The 16,682-nt window shown below is 54.8% G+C and carries 22 protein-coding genes; all 22 read left to right on the top strand.

Annotation, left to right across the window (positions count from 1 at the left end):
- The first annotated feature begins 47 nt into the window (after positions 1 to 47).
- The 22 genes from rpoC to rplF all read left to right on the top strand — a co-directional run bounded on the left by rpoC (position 48) and on the right by rplF (position 16,679).
- Entirely contained in the window at positions 48 to 4,247 is a 4,200-nt protein-coding gene (gene rpoC, locus AK821_RS24210) for a DNA-directed RNA polymerase subunit beta' (RefSeq protein WP_016984189.1), read from the top strand.
- 216 nt (positions 4,248 to 4,463) lie between these two features.
- Positions 4,464 to 4,835, top strand: coding sequence for a 30S ribosomal protein S12 (gene rpsL, locus AK821_RS24205; protein WP_003186084.1), 372 nt, complete (start codon positions 4,464 to 4,466; stop codon positions 4,833 to 4,835).
- 107 nt (positions 4,836 to 4,942) lie between these two features.
- On the top strand, positions 4,943 to 5,416 hold the full coding sequence (rpsG, locus tag AK821_RS24200; RefSeq protein ID WP_007916467.1) for a 30S ribosomal protein S7: 474 nt from the start codon (positions 4,943 to 4,945) through the stop codon (positions 5,414 to 5,416).
- Positions 5,417 to 5,446: 30 nt separating this feature from the next.
- Entirely contained in the window at positions 5,447 to 7,552 is a 2,106-nt protein-coding gene (gene fusA / locus AK821_RS24195; RefSeq protein ID WP_064392267.1) for an elongation factor G, read from the top strand.
- A 31-nt stretch (positions 7,553 to 7,583) separates the two neighbouring features.
- Positions 7,584 to 8,777, top strand: coding sequence for an elongation factor Tu (gene tuf, locus AK821_RS24190; protein WP_064392265.1), 1,194 nt, complete (start codon positions 7,584 to 7,586; stop codon positions 8,775 to 8,777).
- Between the two features lie 157 nt (positions 8,778 to 8,934).
- A complete protein-coding gene (rpsJ, locus tag AK821_RS24185; protein ID WP_003186070.1) occupies positions 8,935 to 9,246 on the top strand; it encodes a 30S ribosomal protein S10 in 312 nt (103 codons plus the stop codon).
- Positions 9,247 to 9,326: 80 nt separating this feature from the next.
- Positions 9,327 to 9,962, top strand: a complete 636-nt coding sequence (gene rplC, locus AK821_RS24180) for a 50S ribosomal protein L3 (protein ID WP_003228738.1) — start codon at positions 9,327 to 9,329, stop codon at positions 9,960 to 9,962.
- Between the two features lie 12 nt (positions 9,963 to 9,974).
- Positions 9,975 to 10,577, top strand: coding sequence for a 50S ribosomal protein L4 (gene rplD / locus AK821_RS24175; RefSeq protein ID WP_007918468.1), 603 nt, complete (start codon positions 9,975 to 9,977; stop codon positions 10,575 to 10,577).
- Positions 10,574 to 10,873 (top strand): 50S ribosomal protein L23, encoded by a 300-nt coding sequence (gene rplW / locus AK821_RS24170; RefSeq protein WP_002555488.1) that lies wholly within the window; start codon positions 10,574 to 10,576, stop codon positions 10,871 to 10,873. The genes rplD and rplW overlap by 4 nt, the downstream gene beginning before the upstream one ends.
- A 14-nt stretch (positions 10,874 to 10,887) precedes the next feature.
- Positions 10,888 to 11,712, top strand: a complete 825-nt coding sequence (gene rplB, locus AK821_RS24165) for a 50S ribosomal protein L2 (protein ID WP_003228734.1) — start codon at positions 10,888 to 10,890, stop codon at positions 11,710 to 11,712.
- A 16-nt stretch (positions 11,713 to 11,728) separates the two neighbouring features.
- Complete coding sequence (gene rpsS, locus AK821_RS24160) at positions 11,729 to 12,004, top strand: 30S ribosomal protein S19 (RefSeq protein ID WP_011336172.1); 276 nt, start codon at positions 11,729 to 11,731, stop codon at positions 12,002 to 12,004.
- A gap of 11 nt (positions 12,005 to 12,015) precedes the next feature.
- The gene (gene rplV, locus AK821_RS24155; protein ID WP_003103908.1) at positions 12,016 to 12,348 is read left to right on the top strand and encodes a 50S ribosomal protein L22; all 333 of its coding nucleotides are present in this window, start codon (positions 12,016 to 12,018) and stop codon (positions 12,346 to 12,348) included.
- Between the two features lie 13 nt (positions 12,349 to 12,361).
- Positions 12,362 to 13,048, top strand: coding sequence for a 30S ribosomal protein S3 (gene rpsC, locus AK821_RS24150; protein WP_003176422.1), 687 nt, complete (start codon positions 12,362 to 12,364; stop codon positions 13,046 to 13,048).
- 12 nt (positions 13,049 to 13,060) lie between these two features.
- Positions 13,061 to 13,474, top strand: coding sequence for a 50S ribosomal protein L16 (gene rplP / locus AK821_RS24145; RefSeq protein WP_007896757.1), 414 nt, complete (start codon positions 13,061 to 13,063; stop codon positions 13,472 to 13,474).
- Positions 13,474 to 13,665, top strand: a complete 192-nt coding sequence (gene rpmC, locus AK821_RS24140; RefSeq protein ID WP_002555481.1) for a 50S ribosomal protein L29 — start codon at positions 13,474 to 13,476, stop codon at positions 13,663 to 13,665. The genes rplP and rpmC overlap by 1 nt, the downstream gene beginning before the upstream one ends.
- A gap of 2 nt (positions 13,666 to 13,667) precedes the next feature.
- Positions 13,668 to 13,934, top strand: a complete 267-nt coding sequence (gene rpsQ / locus AK821_RS24135) for a 30S ribosomal protein S17 (protein ID WP_003176419.1) — start codon at positions 13,668 to 13,670, stop codon at positions 13,932 to 13,934.
- A gap of 23 nt (positions 13,935 to 13,957) precedes the next feature.
- Positions 13,958 to 14,326, top strand: a complete 369-nt coding sequence (gene rplN, locus AK821_RS24130; protein WP_002555479.1) for a 50S ribosomal protein L14 — start codon at positions 13,958 to 13,960, stop codon at positions 14,324 to 14,326.
- 11 nt (positions 14,327 to 14,337) lie between these two features.
- The gene (gene rplX, locus AK821_RS24125; RefSeq protein WP_003176416.1) at positions 14,338 to 14,652 is read left to right on the top strand and encodes a 50S ribosomal protein L24; all 315 of its coding nucleotides are present in this window, start codon (positions 14,338 to 14,340) and stop codon (positions 14,650 to 14,652) included.
- Between the two features lie 20 nt (positions 14,653 to 14,672).
- Positions 14,673 to 15,212 carry a 50S ribosomal protein L5 gene (gene rplE, locus AK821_RS24120; protein ID WP_003176415.1) on the top strand — a complete coding sequence of 180 codons (540 nt, stop codon included), beginning with the start codon at positions 14,673 to 14,675 and terminating at the stop codon, positions 15,210 to 15,212.
- A 13-nt stretch (positions 15,213 to 15,225) separates the two neighbouring features.
- Positions 15,226 to 15,531: a 30S ribosomal protein S14 gene (gene rpsN, locus AK821_RS24115; RefSeq protein WP_003228726.1), complete on the top strand. Its 306-nt coding sequence runs from the start codon at positions 15,226 to 15,228 to the stop codon at positions 15,529 to 15,531.
- A 209-nt stretch (positions 15,532 to 15,740) separates the two neighbouring features.
- A complete protein-coding gene (gene rpsH / locus AK821_RS24110; RefSeq protein ID WP_016772944.1) occupies positions 15,741 to 16,133 on the top strand; it encodes a 30S ribosomal protein S8 in 393 nt (130 codons plus the stop codon).
- 12 nt (positions 16,134 to 16,145) lie between these two features.
- Positions 16,146 to 16,679 carry a 50S ribosomal protein L6 gene (rplF, locus tag AK821_RS24105; protein ID WP_003176412.1) on the top strand — a complete coding sequence of 178 codons (534 nt, stop codon included), beginning with the start codon at positions 16,146 to 16,148 and terminating at the stop codon, positions 16,677 to 16,679.
- The last annotated feature ends 3 nt before the right edge of the window (positions 16,680 to 16,682 follow it).

Genomic DNA, 16,682 nt, shown 5'->3' with positions numbered 1-16,682 from the left:
GAGCGGGGCAGGATTGCCCGCTCTCTGCTCCGCCAGGAGGAAAGGCCTTGAAAGACCTACTGAATTTGCTGAAAAACCAGGGTCAAGTCGAAGAGTTCGACGCCATCCGTATCGGATTGGCCTCGCCTGAGATGATCCGCTCATGGTCGTTCGGTGAAGTTAAAAAGCCGGAAACCATCAACTACCGTACGTTCAAACCTGAGCGTGACGGCCTGTTCTGCGCCAAGATCTTTGGCCCGGTAAAGGATTACGAGTGCCTGTGCGGTAAGTACAAGCGCTTGAAGCACCGTGGTGTGATCTGCGAGAAGTGCGGCGTTGAAGTTGCACTGGCCAAGGTTCGTCGTGAGCGCATGGCGCACATCGAACTGGCTTCGCCAGTTGCCCACATCTGGTTCCTGAAATCGCTGCCGTCCCGTATCGGCTTGCTGATGGACATGACCCTGCGTGATATCGAACGCGTTCTCTACTTCGAGAGCTATGTCGTTATCGATCCAGGCATGACCACCCTTGAAAAAGGTCAGCTGCTGAACGACGAGCAGTACTTCGAAGCGCTGGAAGAGTTCGGTGACGACTTCGACGCCCGCATGGGTGCTGAAGCTGTCCGTGAACTGCTGCACGCTATCGACCTGGAACACGAGATTGGCCGTCTGCGCGAAGAAATTCCGCAAACCAACTCGGAAACCAAGATCAAGAAGCTGTCCAAGCGTCTGAAGTTGATGGAAGCCTTCCAGGGTTCCGGCAACCTGCCAGAGTGGATGGTGCTGACCGTTCTGCCTGTTCTGCCGCCAGATCTGCGTCCACTGGTCCCGCTGGACGGCGGTCGTTTTGCGACTTCCGACCTCAACGATCTGTATCGTCGAGTGATCAACCGTAACAACCGTTTGAAGCGCCTGCTGGATCTGTCCGCTCCGGACATCATCGTGCGCAACGAAAAGCGTATGTTGCAGGAAGCTGTCGATGCTCTGCTCGACAACGGTCGTCGTGGCCGCGCTATCACCGGTTCGAACAAGCGTCCTCTGAAATCCCTGGCCGACATGATCAAGGGTAAGCAAGGCCGTTTCCGTCAGAACTTGCTCGGTAAGCGTGTTGACTACTCCGGTCGTTCGGTAATTACCGTAGGCCCGACCCTGCGTCTGCACCAGTGCGGTCTGCCGAAGAAGATGGCTCTCGAGCTGTTCAAACCGTTCATTTTCGGCAAGCTGGAAATGCGTGGTCTCGCGACCACCATCAAAGCGGCCAAGAAAATGGTCGAGCGCGAACTGCCAGAGGTTTGGGACGTTCTCGCTGAAGTGATTCGCGAACACCCGGTTCTTCTCAACCGTGCACCGACCCTTCACCGTCTGGGTATCCAGGCGTTTGAACCGGTACTGATCGAAGGTAAGGCTATCCAGCTGCACCCGCTGGTCTGCGCCGCGTACAACGCCGACTTCGACGGCGACCAAATGGCCGTGCACGTACCGCTGACACTGGAAGCCCAGTTGGAAGCGCGCGCGTTGATGATGTCGACCAACAACATTCTGTCGCCAGCCAACGGTGAGCCAATCATCGTTCCGTCGCAGGACGTTGTATTGGGTCTGTACTACATGACTCGTGAAGCGATCAACGCCAAAGGCGAAGGTCGTGTGTTCGCGGATCTGCAGGAAGTTGACCGTGTGTTCCGTGCCGGCGAAGCCGCACTGCACGCCAAGGTTAAGGTTCGTATCAACGAAACCGTCAACGACCGTGACGGCAACAGCGTGAGCGGTACCCGTATCGTCGACACCACTGTCGGCCGTGCGCTGCTGTTCCAGGTTGTGCCAAAAGGTCTGTCGTACGACGTCGTCAACCTGCCGATGAAGAAAAAGGCGATCTCCAAGCTGATCAACCAGTGCTACCGCGTGGTTGGTTTGAAAGAGACCGTGATCTTCGCTGACCAGTTGATGTACACCGGTTTCGCTTACTCGACCATCTCCGGCGTTTCCATCGGTGTTAACGACTTCGTTATCCCGGACGAGAAAGCCCGCATCATCGGTGCTGCCACCGACGAAGTGAAAGAGATCGAGAGCCAGTACGCCTCCGGCCTGGTAACCCAGGGCGAGAAGTACAACAAAGTAATCGACCTTTGGTCGAAAGCGAACGACGAAGTTTCCAAGGCAATGATGGCCAACCTCTCGAAAGAGAAGGTTATCGACCGTCACGGCGTTGAAGTCGACCAAGAGTCGTTCAACTCGATGTACATGATGGCCGACTCGGGTGCGCGGGGTTCCGCAGCACAGATTCGTCAGCTGGCCGGTATGCGTGGTCTGATGGCCAAGCCGGACGGCTCCATCATTGAAACGCCGATTACTGCGAACTTCCGTGAAGGTTTGAGCGTACTTCAGTACTTCATCTCCACTCACGGTGCTCGTAAAGGTCTGGCGGATACCGCGTTGAAAACTGCGAACTCCGGTTACCTGACTCGTCGTCTGGTAGACGTGGCGCAGGATCTGGTTGTAACCGAGATCGATTGCGGCACCGAACACGGTCTGCTGATGACTCCGCACATTGAAGGCGGTGACGTTGTAGAGCCGTTGGGTGAGCGCGTATTGGGTCGTGTTATTGCCCGTGACGTATTCAAGCCAGGCACCGAGGACGTTATCGTTCCGGCCGGTACTCTGGTAGACGAGAAGTGGGTTGAATTCATCGAGCTGAACAGCATCGACGAAGTGATCGTGCGTTCGCCGATCAGCTGCGAAACCCGCTATGGCATTTGCGCCAAGTGCTACGGTCGTGACTTGGCTCGTGGTCACCAGGTGAACATCGGTGAAGCGGTCGGCGTTATCGCTGCCCAGTCCATCGGTGAGCCTGGTACCCAGCTGACGATGCGTACGTTCCACATCGGTGGTGCGGCAAGCCGTACTTCCGCAGCCGACAGCGTTCAGGTGAAGAATGGCGGTACCGTCCGTCTGCACAACCTGAAACACGTTGAGCGAGTGGATGGTCACTTGGTGGCTGTGTCCCGTTCCGGTGAGCTGGCCATCGCTGATGACTTCGGTCGTGAGCGCGAGCGTTACAAGCTGCCGTACGGTGCTGTGATTTCGGTTAAAGAGGGTGACAAGGTCGACGCTGGCGCAATCGTGGCCAAGTGGGATCCGCACACTCACCCGATCGTTACCGAAATGAAAGGTACCGTGACCTACGTGGGCATGGAAGAAGGCATCACGATCAAGCGTCAGACTGACGAATTGACCGGTATGACCAACATTGAAGTACTCGACGCGAAAGATCGTCCAGCTGCGGGCAAGGAAATCCGTCCAGCAGTGAAGATGGTCGACGACAACGGCAAGGATCTGTTGCTGCCAGGCACTGACGTTATCGCTCAGTACTTCCTGCCAGCCAACGCCCTGGTCGGTGTTGCGGACGGTGCGAAGATCGCGATCGGTGATGTTATCGCGCGTATCCCGCAAGAAACTTCGAAGACCCGCGACATCACCGGTGGTCTGCCGCGTGTTGCCGACTTGTTCGAAGCTCGTCGTCCGAAAGAAGCGTCGATTCTGGCTGAAGTCAGCGGCACCATCGCGTTCGGTAAAGAAACCAAAGGCAAGCGCCGTCTGGTTATTACCCCGAACGATGGTAGCGATCCGTATGAAGAGCTGATTCCGAAGTGGCGTCACCTGAACGTGTTCGAGGGTGAGCAGGTCAACCGCGGCGAAGTTATCTCCGACGGCCCGAGCGATCCGCACGACATCCTGCGTTTGCTGGGTGTGAGCGCGCTGGCCAAGTACATCGTCAACGAGATCCAGGACGTTTACCGTCTGCAAGGCGTGAAGATCAACGACAAGCACATCGAGACCATCCTGCGTCAGATGTTGCGTAAAGTTGAAATCGCTGAATCCGGCGATTCCAGTTTCATCAAGGGCGACCAGATGGAACTGACTCACGTACTGGTAGAGAACGAGCGTCTGGGCGGCGAAGACAAGTTCGTCTCCAAGTACACTCGCGTTCTGCTGGGTATCACCAAGGCGTCGTTGTCCACCGAATCGTTCATCTCGGCGGCTTCCTTCCAGGAAACCACCCGCGTACTGACCGAAGCGGCAGTCACCGGCAAGCGCGATTACCTGCGCGGCCTGAAAGAAAACGTTGTCGTGGGTCGTCTGATCCCGGCAGGTACCGGCCTGGCATATCACAGCGAGCGCAAGCGTCGTCGTGAAGCAGACAAGCCGTTGCGCGTAAGCGCCAGTGAAGTGGAAGCTGCACTGACCGAAGCGCTGAACTCGAGCGGTAACTGAGTTCTGCGATAAATGAGCGTAAGGCCCTGATCGCTCCGTTCATCGAATCGAGACAATTTGTCGAGGTTCGGGGGGCGGGGAGGTCGGGGCCTTGCCTTGACTGGGGACAAGATCCTCTTTAGACTCTTGATCCCCTAAATTTGGCGGGAATTCGTTCCTGCCATTTTGCTTTTCTTGCAAGACAATAGCGTCGCAAGACAACAGTGGAGCTAGTAGATGGCAACTATCAACCAGCTGGTACGTCAGCCGCGTAAGCGTATCGTCGAGAAATCCGACGTGCCTGCGCTGCAGAACTGCCCGCAACGTCGTGGCGTGTGCACCCGTGTGTACACCACTACGCCGAAAAAACCTAACTCGGCACTGCGTAAAGTATGCCGTGTGCGCCTGACCAACGGTTTCGAGGTTTCCTCGTACATCGGTGGTGAAGGTCACAACCTGCAAGAGCACAGCGTGGTACTGATTCGTGGCGGTCGTGTAAAAGACTTGCCAGGTGTTCGTTACCACACCGTTCGCGGCTCCTTGGATACTTCCGGCGTTAAAGGTCGTAACCAGGGTCGTTCGAAGTACGGTACCAAGCGTCCGAAGTAATCGGCCGTTTTGCAGATTTTCATTTTATTGAGTCGATAAGAGTAAGGTCGGGCACGCATCCATTGGATCTGTCCCGAGCTAACCTGAAGACCGCTTGAGGGCTTATCATGCCAAGACGTCGCGTAGCAGCAAAGCGTGAGATTCTGGACGATCCGAAATACGGAAGCCAGATCCTCGCCAAATTCATGAACCACGTTATGGAAAGCGGCAAGAAAGCCGTTGCCGAGCGTATCGTTTATGGTGCCCTGGAAACCGTTGCGACCCGTAAGGCTGGCACCGATCCCCTGGAACTCTTCGAAAAAGCACTCGACGCCATCGCTCCGCTGGTCGAAGTGAAGTCGCGCCGCGTTGGTGGTGCTACTTACCAGGTTCCGGTCGAGGTTCGTCCTTCCCGTCGTAACGCTCTGGCAATGCGCTGGTTGGTAGACTTCGCACGTAAGCGTGGCGAGAAGTCTATGGCTCTGCGTTTGGCTGGCGAACTGCTGGATGCTGCTGAAGGTAAAGGTGCTGCTGTTAAGAAGCGTGAAGACGTGCACCGTATGGCTGAAGCTAACAAAGCTTTCTCGCACTACCGCTTCTAATTTTAGCTTCACTAATTTTGCGAGGGCTTTATGGCTCGTACTACTCCGATTAGCCGCTACCGTAACATCGGTATCGTCGCTCACGTGGATGCTGGCAAAACCACCACCACCGAGCGCGTCCTTTTTTACACCGGCAAAAGTCACAAAATGGGCGAGGTGCATGATGGCGCCGCGACCACAGACTGGATGGTGCAGGAGCAGGAGCGTGGTATTACCATTACTTCTGCTGCTATCACCGCCTTCTGGAAAGGTTCCGAGAAGCAGTACAAGGACGAGCATCGCTTTAACGTAATCGATACCCCGGGCCACGTTGACTTCACTATTGAAGTTGAGCGTTCCCTGCGCGTACTCGACGGCGCTGTCGTTGTGTTCTGCGGTACTTCGGGTGTTGAGCCTCAGTCGGAAACCGTATGGCGTCAAGCCAACAAATACGGCGTTCCACGTCTTGTTTATGTAAACAAGATGGACCGTGCTGGTGCCAACTTCCTGCGCGTGATCGGCCAGATCAAGCAACGTCTGGGTCACACTCCGGTGCCGATCCAGTTGGCTATCGGTTCCGAAGACAACTTCCAGGGTCAGATCGATCTGATCAACATGGAAGCTGTGTACTGGAACGATGCTGACAAAGGTATGGTGCCTGTTCGCAAGCCTATCCCTGCAGAACTGCAGGAGCTGGCTGACGAGTGGCGTAACAACATGGTTGAGGCTGCTGCCGAAGCCAGTGAAGAGCTGATGAACAAGTACCTCGAAGGTGAAGAACTCACCAACGTGGAAATCAAGGCTGCTCTGCGTCAGCGTACTATCGCTGGTGAGATCGTCTTGGCTGTTTGCGGTTCCTCCTTCAAGAACAAGGGTGTTCCCTTGGTTCTCGACGCCGTTATCGACTACCTGCCTGCTCCAACCGACATTCCTGCTATCAAGGGTACCAACCCTGATAACGAGGAAGAAGAGATGGAGCGTCATGCAGACGACAATGAGCCGTTCTCGGCTCTGGCGTTCAAGATCGCTACCGACCCATTCGTGGGTACTTTGACTTTCGTCCGCGTTTACTCGGGCGTGTTGGCCTCCGGCGACGGCGTGATCAACTCGGTTAAAGGCAAGAAAGAGCGCGTGGGTCGTATGGTGCAAATGCACGCAAACGCCCGTGAAGAGATCAAGGAAGTACGCGCTGGCGACATCGCGGCCCTGATCGGCATGAAGGACGTCACCACTGGTGAAACCCTCTGCAACGCTGACAAGCCAATCATCCTGGTTCGCATGGACTTCCCGGAGCCGGTTATTTCGGTTGCCGTAGAGCCTAAGACCAAGGATGACCAGGAAAAAATGGGTATCGCACTGGGCAAGCTGGCCCAGGAAGACCCGTCTTTCCGCGTTAAAACTGATGAAGAGACTGGTCAAACGATCATCTCCGGCATGGGCGAGCTGCACCTGGACATCCTGGTTGACCGGATGCGCCGTGAGTTCAACGTCGAAGCCAACATCGGCAAGCCTCAGGTTTCGTATCGTGAGCGCATCACGAAGAACTGTGAAATCGAAGGCAAGTTCGTTCGTCAGTCCGGCGGTCGTGGTCAGTTCGGTCACTGCTGGATCCGTTTTGCTCCTGCTGACGAAGGTCAGGAAGGTCTGCAATTCGTGAACGAAGTAGTAGGTGGTGTGGTTCCTAAGGAATACATCCCGGCTATCCAGAAGGGTATCGAAGAGCAGATGAAGAACGGCGTAGTTGCCGGCTATCCGCTGATCGGCCTGAAGGCTACCGTGTTCGATGGTTCTTACCACGACGTCGACTCCAACGAGATGGCGTTTAAAGTGGCTGCATCCATGGCGACCAAGCAACTGGCCCAGAAGGGCGGTGGTGAGTTGCTTGAGCCGATCATGGCTGTAGAGGTTGTTACGCCTGAAGACTATATGGGTGATGTGATGGGCGACCTTAACCGTCGTCGCGGCATGATCCAGGGTATGGAAGACACAGTGTCCGGCAAGGTTATCCGTGCCGAGGTTCCACTGGGTGAGATGTTCGGTTATGCGACCGACGTTCGTTCCATGTCTCAGGGTCGCGCAAGCTACTCTATGGAATTCAAAAAATACGATACGGCTCCGTCGCACATCGTCGAATCCGTAACCAAAAAACAAGGCTGATTCAGCCCCTTTAGGCTAGGAGTTAATTGTCGTGGCTAAAGAAAAATTTGATCGTTCCCTACCGCACGTCAACGTTGGCACCATCGGTCACGTTGACCACGGTAAAACCACTCTGACTGCTGCTCTGACTCGCGTTTGCTCCGAAGTTTTCGGTTCGGCAATCGTTGACTTCGACAAGATCGACAGCGCACCGGAAGAGAAAGCTCGCGGTATCACCATCAACACCGCACACGTTGAGTACAACTCGAAGATCCGTCACTACGCTCACGTTGACTGCCCAGGTCACGCTGACTATGTGAAGAACATGATCACCGGTGCTGCTCAAATGGACGGCGCTATTCTGGTTTGCTCGGCCGCTGATGGTCCGATGCCACAAACCCGTGAGCACATCCTGCTGTCCCGTCAGGTTGGCGTTCCGTACATCGTGGTTTTCCTGAACAAGGCTGACCTGGTAGACGACGCTGAGCTGCTGGAACTGGTTGAGATGGAAGTTCGCGACCTGCTGTCCACCTACGACTTCCCGGGCGATGACACTCCAATCATCATCGGTTCGGCTCGTATGGCTCTGGAAGGCAAAGACGACAACGAGATGGGCACCACTGCCGTCAAGAAGCTGGTTGAAACTCTGGACAGCTACATCCCAGAACCAGTACGTCTGACCGACAAGCCGTTCCTGATGCCAATCGAAGACGTATTCTCGATCTCTGGTCGCGGTACTGTTGTGACTGGTCGTATCGAGCGCGGTATCGTTCGTGTTCAGGATCCTCTGGAAATCGTTGGTCTGCGTGACACCACCGTGACTACTTGCACCGGTGTTGAAATGTTCCGCAAGCTGCTCGACGAAGGTCGTGCTGGCGAGAACTGCGGCGTACTGCTGCGTGGCACCAAGCGTGACGACGTTGAGCGTGGTCAGGTTCTGGTTAAGCCGGGTACCGTTAAGCCGCACACCAAGTTCACCGCAGAAGTTTACGTTCTGAGCAAGGAAGAAGGCGGTCGTCATACTCCGTTCTTCAAAGGCTACCGTCCACAGTTCTACTTCCGTACTACTGACGTGACTGGTAACTGCGAGCTGCCAGAAGGCGTTGAAATGGTAATGCCAGGTGATAACATTCAGATGACTGTTACCCTGATCAAAACCATCGCGATGGAAGATGGTCTGCGTTTCGCTATCCGTGAAGGCGGTCGTACCGTCGGCGCTGGCGTCGTAGCCAAAATCATCGAGTAATCTCTTTTATAGAGTTTGCTTGTTGACTTGAGAAAGCCCCCGCTCAGCGGGGGCTTTTTTATTGGGTTGACACCTATCTGGGGCGTCTATAGAATTGCGCCTCCTTTTAACGGGCGTATTGCGCTCGGTGGGAATAGCAGCCGGAGTCTGAAATCCAATGCAAAATCAGCAAATCCGTATCAGGTTGAAGGCTTTTGACCATCGCCTGATCGACCAATCAACCCAGGAAATCGTGGAAACCGCGAAACGTACTGGTGCTCAAGTGCGTGGTCCAATTCCACTGCCTACCCGTAAAGAGCGGTTCACCGTTCTGGTTTCTCCGCACGTCAACAAAGACGCGCGCGACCAGTACGAAATCCGCACTCATAAGCGCGTTCTGGACATCGTCCAGCCAACGGATAAAACCGTTGATGCTCTTATGAAGCTTGATCTTGCGGCCGGTGTGGAAGTGCAGATCAGCCTCGGCTAAGACTCGGTCTTAGTCGTGTAACGCTCTGAAATGGGCGGCCATAGCGGGTGAAAGCCCCGTACACTCATGAGGTTTACAACATGACTATTGGTGTAGTCGGTCGTAAATGCGGTATGACCCGTATTTTCACCGAAGAAGGTGTCTCCATTCCGGTCACGGTCATTGAGATCGAACCGAATCGCGTCACCCAGTTCAAAACTGAAGAGACCGATGGCTATCGTGCAGTGCAAGTCACTGTCGGCGAGCGTCGTGCTTCGCGTGTAACAGCAGCTCAGGCTGGCCACTTCGCTAAAGCGAACGTTGCCGCTGGTCGCACCACCATGGAATTCCGTCTTGAAGAAGGCGAGTACCAGGCTGGCGATCTGATCAACGCTGAAATCTTCGCCGCTGGTCAACTGGTTGATGTAACCGGTCAGTCCAAGGGTAAGGGCTTTCAGGGTACGATCAAGCGTTGGAATTTCCGCGGGCAAGATAACACCCACGGTAACTCCGTATCCCACCGCGTCCCAGGCTCTATCGGCCAGTGCCAGACTCCTGGTCGTGTATTCAAGGGCAAAAAAATGTCCGGTCATATGGGCGCTGAGCGCGTGACCGTGCAGTCCCTGGAAGTAGTGCGCGTGGACGCTGAACGCAATCTGTTGTTGGTCAAGGGTGCTGTTCCTGGCGCTACTGGCGGCAACCTGGTTGTACGTCCAGCAGCCAAGGCTCGCGGTTAAGGGGAAGCTGACATGCAATTAAATGTAAATGACGCTCAAGCGATCGAAGTTTCCGAACTGACATTTGGCGGCGAATTCAACGAGACGCTGGTTCACCAAGCAGTCGTGGCCTACATGGCCGGCGGCCGTCAAGGTACCAAGCAGCAAAAGACCCGTTCCGACGTTCGTGGTGGCGGTAAGCGCCCATGGCGTCAGAAAGGTACTGGCCGTGCTCGTGCCGGTACTATCCGTAGCCCAATCTGGCGTGGCGGCGGTACCACTTTTGCAGCACGTCCACAGGATCACTCCCAGAAGCTGAACAAGAAGATGTATCGCGCAGCGATGCGTTCCATTCTTGCTGAGCTGGTGCGTACTGATCGTCTGGTCGTGGTTCAGGATTTCGCTGTTGAAACTCCGAAAACCAAAGATCTGCTGGGCAAGCTGAACAACATGAGCCTGACCGACGTTTTGATCGTGTCGGACGCTGTTGATCAGAACCTGTACCTGGCTGCTCGTAACCTGCCGCACGTTGATGTACGTGACGTTCAAGGTTCCGATCCAGTTAGTCTGATCGCATACGACAAGGTGTTGATCACCGTGTCGGCCGTGAAGAAATTCGAGGAGCTGCTGGGATGAACCAGGAACGCGTATTTAAAGTTCTGCTTGGCCCGCACGTTTCCGAGAAGGCTACGGTTCTGGCAGACAAGAAAGGCCAGTTCGTTTTCAAGGTTGCTACTGATGCAACCAAGCTGGAAATCAAGAAGGCCGTCGAAAGCCTGTTCAGCGTGAAAGTAGAGCGCGTCACTACCCTGAACGTTCTGGGTAAGAGCAAGCGCACTGCTCGCGGTCTGGGCAAGCGTAATGACTGGAAGAAGGCAGTTATCTCCCTTCAGCCAGGCCAAGATCTCGATTTCAGCAGCAGTGCTGAGTAAGGAAGGGGTGCATCATGGCAATCGTTAAATGCAAACCGACTTCCCCTGGCCGCCGTTTTGTGGTCAAGGTGGTCAACCAGGAGCTGCATAAAGGCGCTCCTCACGCACCGCTGCTCGAGAAAAAATCGAAGACTGGTGGTCGTAACAACAATGGCCGTATTACCACGCGTCACATCGGTGGTGGTCATAAGCAGCATTATCGTATGGTCGATTTCCGTCGCAACGACAAAGATGGCATCGTCGCCACTGTCGAGCGTATCGAATACGATCCAAACCGTACTGCTCACATCGCACTGCTCTGCTACGCAGACGGCGAGCGCCGCTACATCATCGCCCCTAAAGGCGTGAGTGCTGGCGACCAGCTGATCGCAGGCGCTCTGGCTCCAATCAAGCCAGGCAACGCTCTGCAACTGCGCAACATTCCAGTCGGTTCTACCGTACACGGCATCGAACTGAAGCCAGGTAAAGGCGCACAGATCGCTCGTTCCGCTGGTGCTTCGGCTCAGTTGATCGCTCGTGAAGGCGTGTACGTTACCCTGCGTCTGCGTTCCGGTGAAATGCGTAAAGTCCTGGCTGAATGCCGTGCGACCCTGGGCGAAGTCTCGAACTCCGAGCACAGCCTGCGTTCGCTGGGTAAAGCTGGTGCCAAGCGCTGGCGTGGCGTTCGCCCAACCGTTCGTGGTGTTGCCATGAACCCGGTTGACCACCCACATGGTGGTGGTGAAGGTCGTACCTCTGGTGGTCGTCATCCGGTATCGCCATGGGGCTTCCCGACTAAGGGCGCGAAGACTCGTGGTAATAAGCGTACCGACAAAATGATCGTCCGTCGTCGCAAGTAAATAGAGGGATACGACAGTGCCACGTTCTCTGAAAAAAGGTCCTTTTATTGATCTTCACCTACTGAAGAAGATCGAAGTGGCGGCGGAAAAGAACGATCGCAAACCAATTAAGACTTGGTCGCGTCGTTCGATGATCCTGCCACAAATGGTCGGTCTGACCATCGCAGTACACAACGGTCGTCAGCACGTCCCGGTTCTCGTTAACGAAGACATGGTCGGCCACAAACTGGGCGAGTTCGCCGGTACCCGCAACTATCGCGGGCACGTGGCTGACAAGAAAGCCAAGCGTTAAGGGGTAAGGAAATGGAAGTAGCCGCTAAGTTGTCGGGCGCTCGAATCTCCGCCCAGAAAGCCCGCTTGGTCGCCGACCAGATCCGCGGGAAGAAGGTGGGCGAAGCGCTCAACTTGTTGGCTTTCAGCAGTAAGAAAGCCGCCGAGATCATGAAGAAAGTGCTGGAGTCGGCCGTAGCCAACGCCGAGCATAACGAAGGCGCAGACGTTGATGACCTTAAGGTCAGCACCGTTTTCGTCAACGAAGGGCGTTCGCTGAAGCGCATCATGCCACGTGCCAAAGGCCGTGCTGATCGCATCGTCAAGCGGTCTTGCCATATCACTGTCAAGGTTGCTGACAAGTAACGGAGTCGAAGAGATGGGTCAGAAAGTACATCCCATTGGCATTCGCCTGGGAATCGTCAAGGAGCACACCTCCGTCTGGTACGCAGACGGTCGGACTTATGCGGACTACTTGTTCGCAGATCTGAAAGTGCGTGAGTATCTCCAAGACAAACTAAAAAGCGCGTCCGTAAGCCGTATCGATATCCATCGTCCGGCCCAAACTGCACGTATCACCATCCACACCGCTCGTCCAGGTATCGTTATCGGGAAGAAAGGTGAAGATGTTGAGAAACTGCGTCAGGACCTGACCAAGCAAATGGGTGTGCCTGTGCACATCAATATCGAAGAGATCCGCAAGCCGGAACTCGACGGTATGCTGGTTGCGCAGAGCGTAGCTCAGCAGCTGGAGCGTCGTGTAATGTTCCGTCGCGCTATGAAGCGCGCCGTTCAGAACGCCATGCGCATTGGTGCCAAAGGCATCAAAATCCAAGTGAGCGGTCGTCTCGGCGGTGCTGAAATCGCACGTACTGAATGGTATCGCGAAGGTCGTGTGCCATTGCACACCCTGCGTGCCGACATCGACTATGCCAACTACGAAGCTCACACCACTTACGGTGTGATCGGTGTAAAGGTTTGGATCTTCAAAGGCGAAGTAATTGGTGGTCGCCAAGAAGAGCTGAAACCACAAGCACCAGCGCCTCGTAAAAAAGCTGCTAAGTAAGGGGTACGCCAAATGTTGCAACCTAAGCGTACGAAGTTCCGCAAGCAGATGACAGGCCACAACCGTGGTCTGGCTCAGCGCGGTAGCAAAGTCAGCTTCGGCGAGTTCGCGCTGAAGTCTGTAGCTCGTGGTCGTCTCACCGCTCGTCAGATCGAGTCAGCGCGTCGTGCTCTGACCCGTCACGTTAAACGTGGCGGCAAGATCTGGATCCGTGTATTCCCGGACAAGCCTATTTCCAAGAAGCCACTCGAAGTTCGGATGGGTAAAGGTAAGGGTAGTGTGGAGTACTGGGTTGCCCAGATTCAGCCAGGTAAAGTCCTGTATGAAATCGAGGGTGTTTCTGAAGAGCTGGCGCGTGAGGCTTTTGCCCTGGCTGCTGCAAAGCTGCCGCTCGCCACCGCCTTTGTTAAACGGACGGTGATGTGATGAAAGCGAATGAACTTCGTGAAAAATCCGCACAGCAGCTGAACGAGCAACTGCTCGGCTTGCTGCGCGACCAGTTCAATCTGCGTATGCAGAAAGCAACTGGCCAGTTGGGGCAGTCTCATCTGCTCTCGCAAGTTAAGCGTGACATCGCTCGCGTGAAGACTGTGCTCAACCAGCAGGCAGGTAAGTGATCATGGCTGAAGCCGAAAAAACTGTCCGTACGCTGACTGGCCGTGTTGTCAGCGACAAGATGGACAAAACCATCACCGTACTGATCGAGCGTCGCGTAAAGCACCCGATCTACGGTAAATACGTTAAGCGTTCGACTAAGCTGCACGCGCACGACGAAACCAATCAGTGCCACATCGGCGACAAAGTCACTATTCGTGAAACTCGTCCTTTGGCCAAGACCAAGTCTTGGGCGCTGGTTGATGTTCTCGAACGCGCTGTGGAAGTCTAAGGACTAGGGGTCGGAGAAATTATATGATTCAGACTCAATCCATGCTCGATGTGGCCGATAACAGCGGCGCTCGCCGTGTTATGTGCATCAAGGTGCTGGGTGGCTCCCATCGTCGTTACGCTGGTATCGGTGACATCATCAAAGTTACCGTGAAGGAAGCAATTCCTCGCGGTAAAGTGAAAAAAGGCCAAGTGATGACTGCTGTTGTAGTCCGCACTCGTCACGGCGTACGTCGTGCTGATGGCTCCATTATCCGCTTTGATGGCAACGCTGCTGTTCTTCTGAACAACAAGCAAGAGCCGATCGGCACCCGTATCTTTGGGCCAGTGACCCGTGAGCTTCGTACTGAGAAGTTCATGAAGATCGTCTCGCTCGCCCCAGAAGTGCTGTAAGGAGATCCGACATGCAAAAGATTCGTCGTGACGACGAGATCATCGTGATCGCCGGCAAAGACAAAGGTAAGCGCGGTAAGGTGCTTAAGGTTCTCGCCAATAACCGTCTGGTTATTGGCGGTCTGAACCTGGTTAAGCGTCATACCAAGCCTAACCCGATGTCGGGCGTACAAGGCGGTATCGTCGAAAAAGAAGCTCCACTGGACGCTTCTAACGTCGCCATTTTCAACGGCGAAACCAACAAGGCTGACCGCGTTGGTTTCAAAGTAGAAGACGGCAAGAAAATTCGTGTCTTCAAGTCGACCCAAAAAGCGGTTGATGCTTGAACACTGCTAGGTAGAAGACCATGGCACGACTAAAAGAGATTTACTGGAAGGAAATCGCACCGAAACTTAAGGAAGAACTTAAGCTTTCGAACGTGATGGAAGTTCCACGCGTTACAAAAATCACCCTGAACATGGGTCTGGGCGAAGCTGTCGGTGACAAAAAAGTCATCGAGCATGCTGTTGCTGACCTGGAAAAGATCACCGGCCAAAAAGTCGTTGTGACCTACGCTCGTAAATCCATCGCTGGCTTCAAAGTCCGTGAAGGATGGCCGATCGGCGTCAAGGTGACTCTGCGCCGTGAGCGTATGTATGAGTTCCTGGATCGTCTGCTGTCGATCTCCCTGCCTCGGGTTCGCGACTTCCGCGGCCTGAATGCCAAGTCCTTCGATGGTCGTGGTAACTACAGCATGGGCGTGAAAGAGCAGATCATTTTCCCGGAAATCGACTACGACAAGATCGATGCTCTCCGCGGTCTGGACATTACCCTGACCACCACTGCCAAGAACGATGATGAAGGCCGCGCTCTGCTGCGTGCTTTCAAATTCCCGTTCCGCAACTGATTGGAGTAGGAAAATGGCCAAGAAGAGCATGAAAAACCGTGAGCTGAAACGTCAGCTCACCGTTGCCAAGTACGCCACCAAGCGTGCAGCGCTGAAAGCTATCATCGTCGATCTGAACGCAAGTCCAGAAGCGCGTTGGGAAGCTACCGTAGCTCTGCAGAAGCAACCACGTGACGCAAGTGCTTCGCGCATGCGTAACCGTTGCCGCCTGACTGGTCGTCCGCACGGCGTTTACCGCAAGTTCGGCCTTGGCCGTAACAAGCTGCGTGAAGCTGCAATGCGTGGTGACGTACCAGGTCTGGTTAAAGCCAGCTGGTAATTGCTGTCAAAGTCTCGATGTTCGGGTTCGCAAGAACCTGACCATCGGTGGCCTTGAATCTGAATCAAGCCCCTTTTGGGGCTTGATTCATTTCTGGGGTGTGTCTAGAATGACCGGCTCGCCTGAGCCCGTGTTTTTCATGCCCGGAAGTTCTCGGCGACAAGTAGTAGCCGCAAGGCTAATTTTTCTGTATTAGGAGCGTCTAGCCCATGAGTATGCAGGACCCGTTAGCGGACATGCTAACTCGAATCCGTAATGCCCAGATGGCTGAAAAGTCTGTCGTAAGCATGCCGTCTTCCACGTTGAAGGCTGCTGTAGCAAAAGTCCTGAAGGACGAAGGTTACATCGCGGATTTTCAGATCACCACCGACGCTAAGCCGTCGCTGTCCATCTCGCTGAAGTACTTCGAAGGCCGTCCGGTTATCGAAGAAGTGAAGCGCGTTAGTCGTCCAGGCCTGCGTCAGTACAAGTCCGTTGAAGATCTGCCGAAAGTTCGTGGCGGTCTTGGCGTGTCTATCGTCTCCACCAACAAAGGTGTGATGACGGATCGTGCTGCGCGCGCTGCCGGTGTCGGCGGCGAAGTTCTTTGCACTGTGTTCTAAGGGGGGATAAGCATGTCTCGCGTCGCTAAGAACCCCGTTAAGCTGCCAGCCGGTGTCGAAGTAAAATTCGCAGGCCAACAGCTTTCGGTGAAGGGTGCCAAGGGCACTCTTGAACTGAACATCCATTCGTCCGTTGAGATTGTTGAAGAAGCTGGTGAGCTGCGTTTCGCTGCTCGCAATGGCGATCAACAAACTCGCGCAATGGCCGGTACCACGCGTGCGTTGGTAAACAACATGGTCCAAGGCGTAAGCCAAGGCTTCGAGCGCAAGCTCCAGCTGGTCGGTGTTGGTTACAAAGCGCAAGCAAAAGGCACGGTTCTGAACCTTGCCCTTGGCTTCTCGCACCCAGTGGATTACGAACTGCCGGAAGGCATCACCGCTGAGACCCCTAGCCAGACCGATATCCTGATCAAGGGCATCGACAAGCAGCTGGTAGGTCAAGTGGCCGCTGAGATCCGCGACTTCCGTCCACCAGAGCCGTACAAAGGCAAAGGTGTGCGCTACGCGGACGAAGTCGTCCGTCGTAAAGAAGCCAAGAAGAAGTAGGGC

It is taken from the genome of Pseudomonas sp. RIT-PI-r, from assembly GCF_001297015.1.
In the GTDB taxonomy this organism is placed as follows: domain Bacteria; phylum Pseudomonadota; class Gammaproteobacteria; order Pseudomonadales; family Pseudomonadaceae; genus Aquipseudomonas.
Note: the sequence above shows the minus strand (reverse complement) of the source record. Positions and strands in the feature narration are given on the sequence as shown.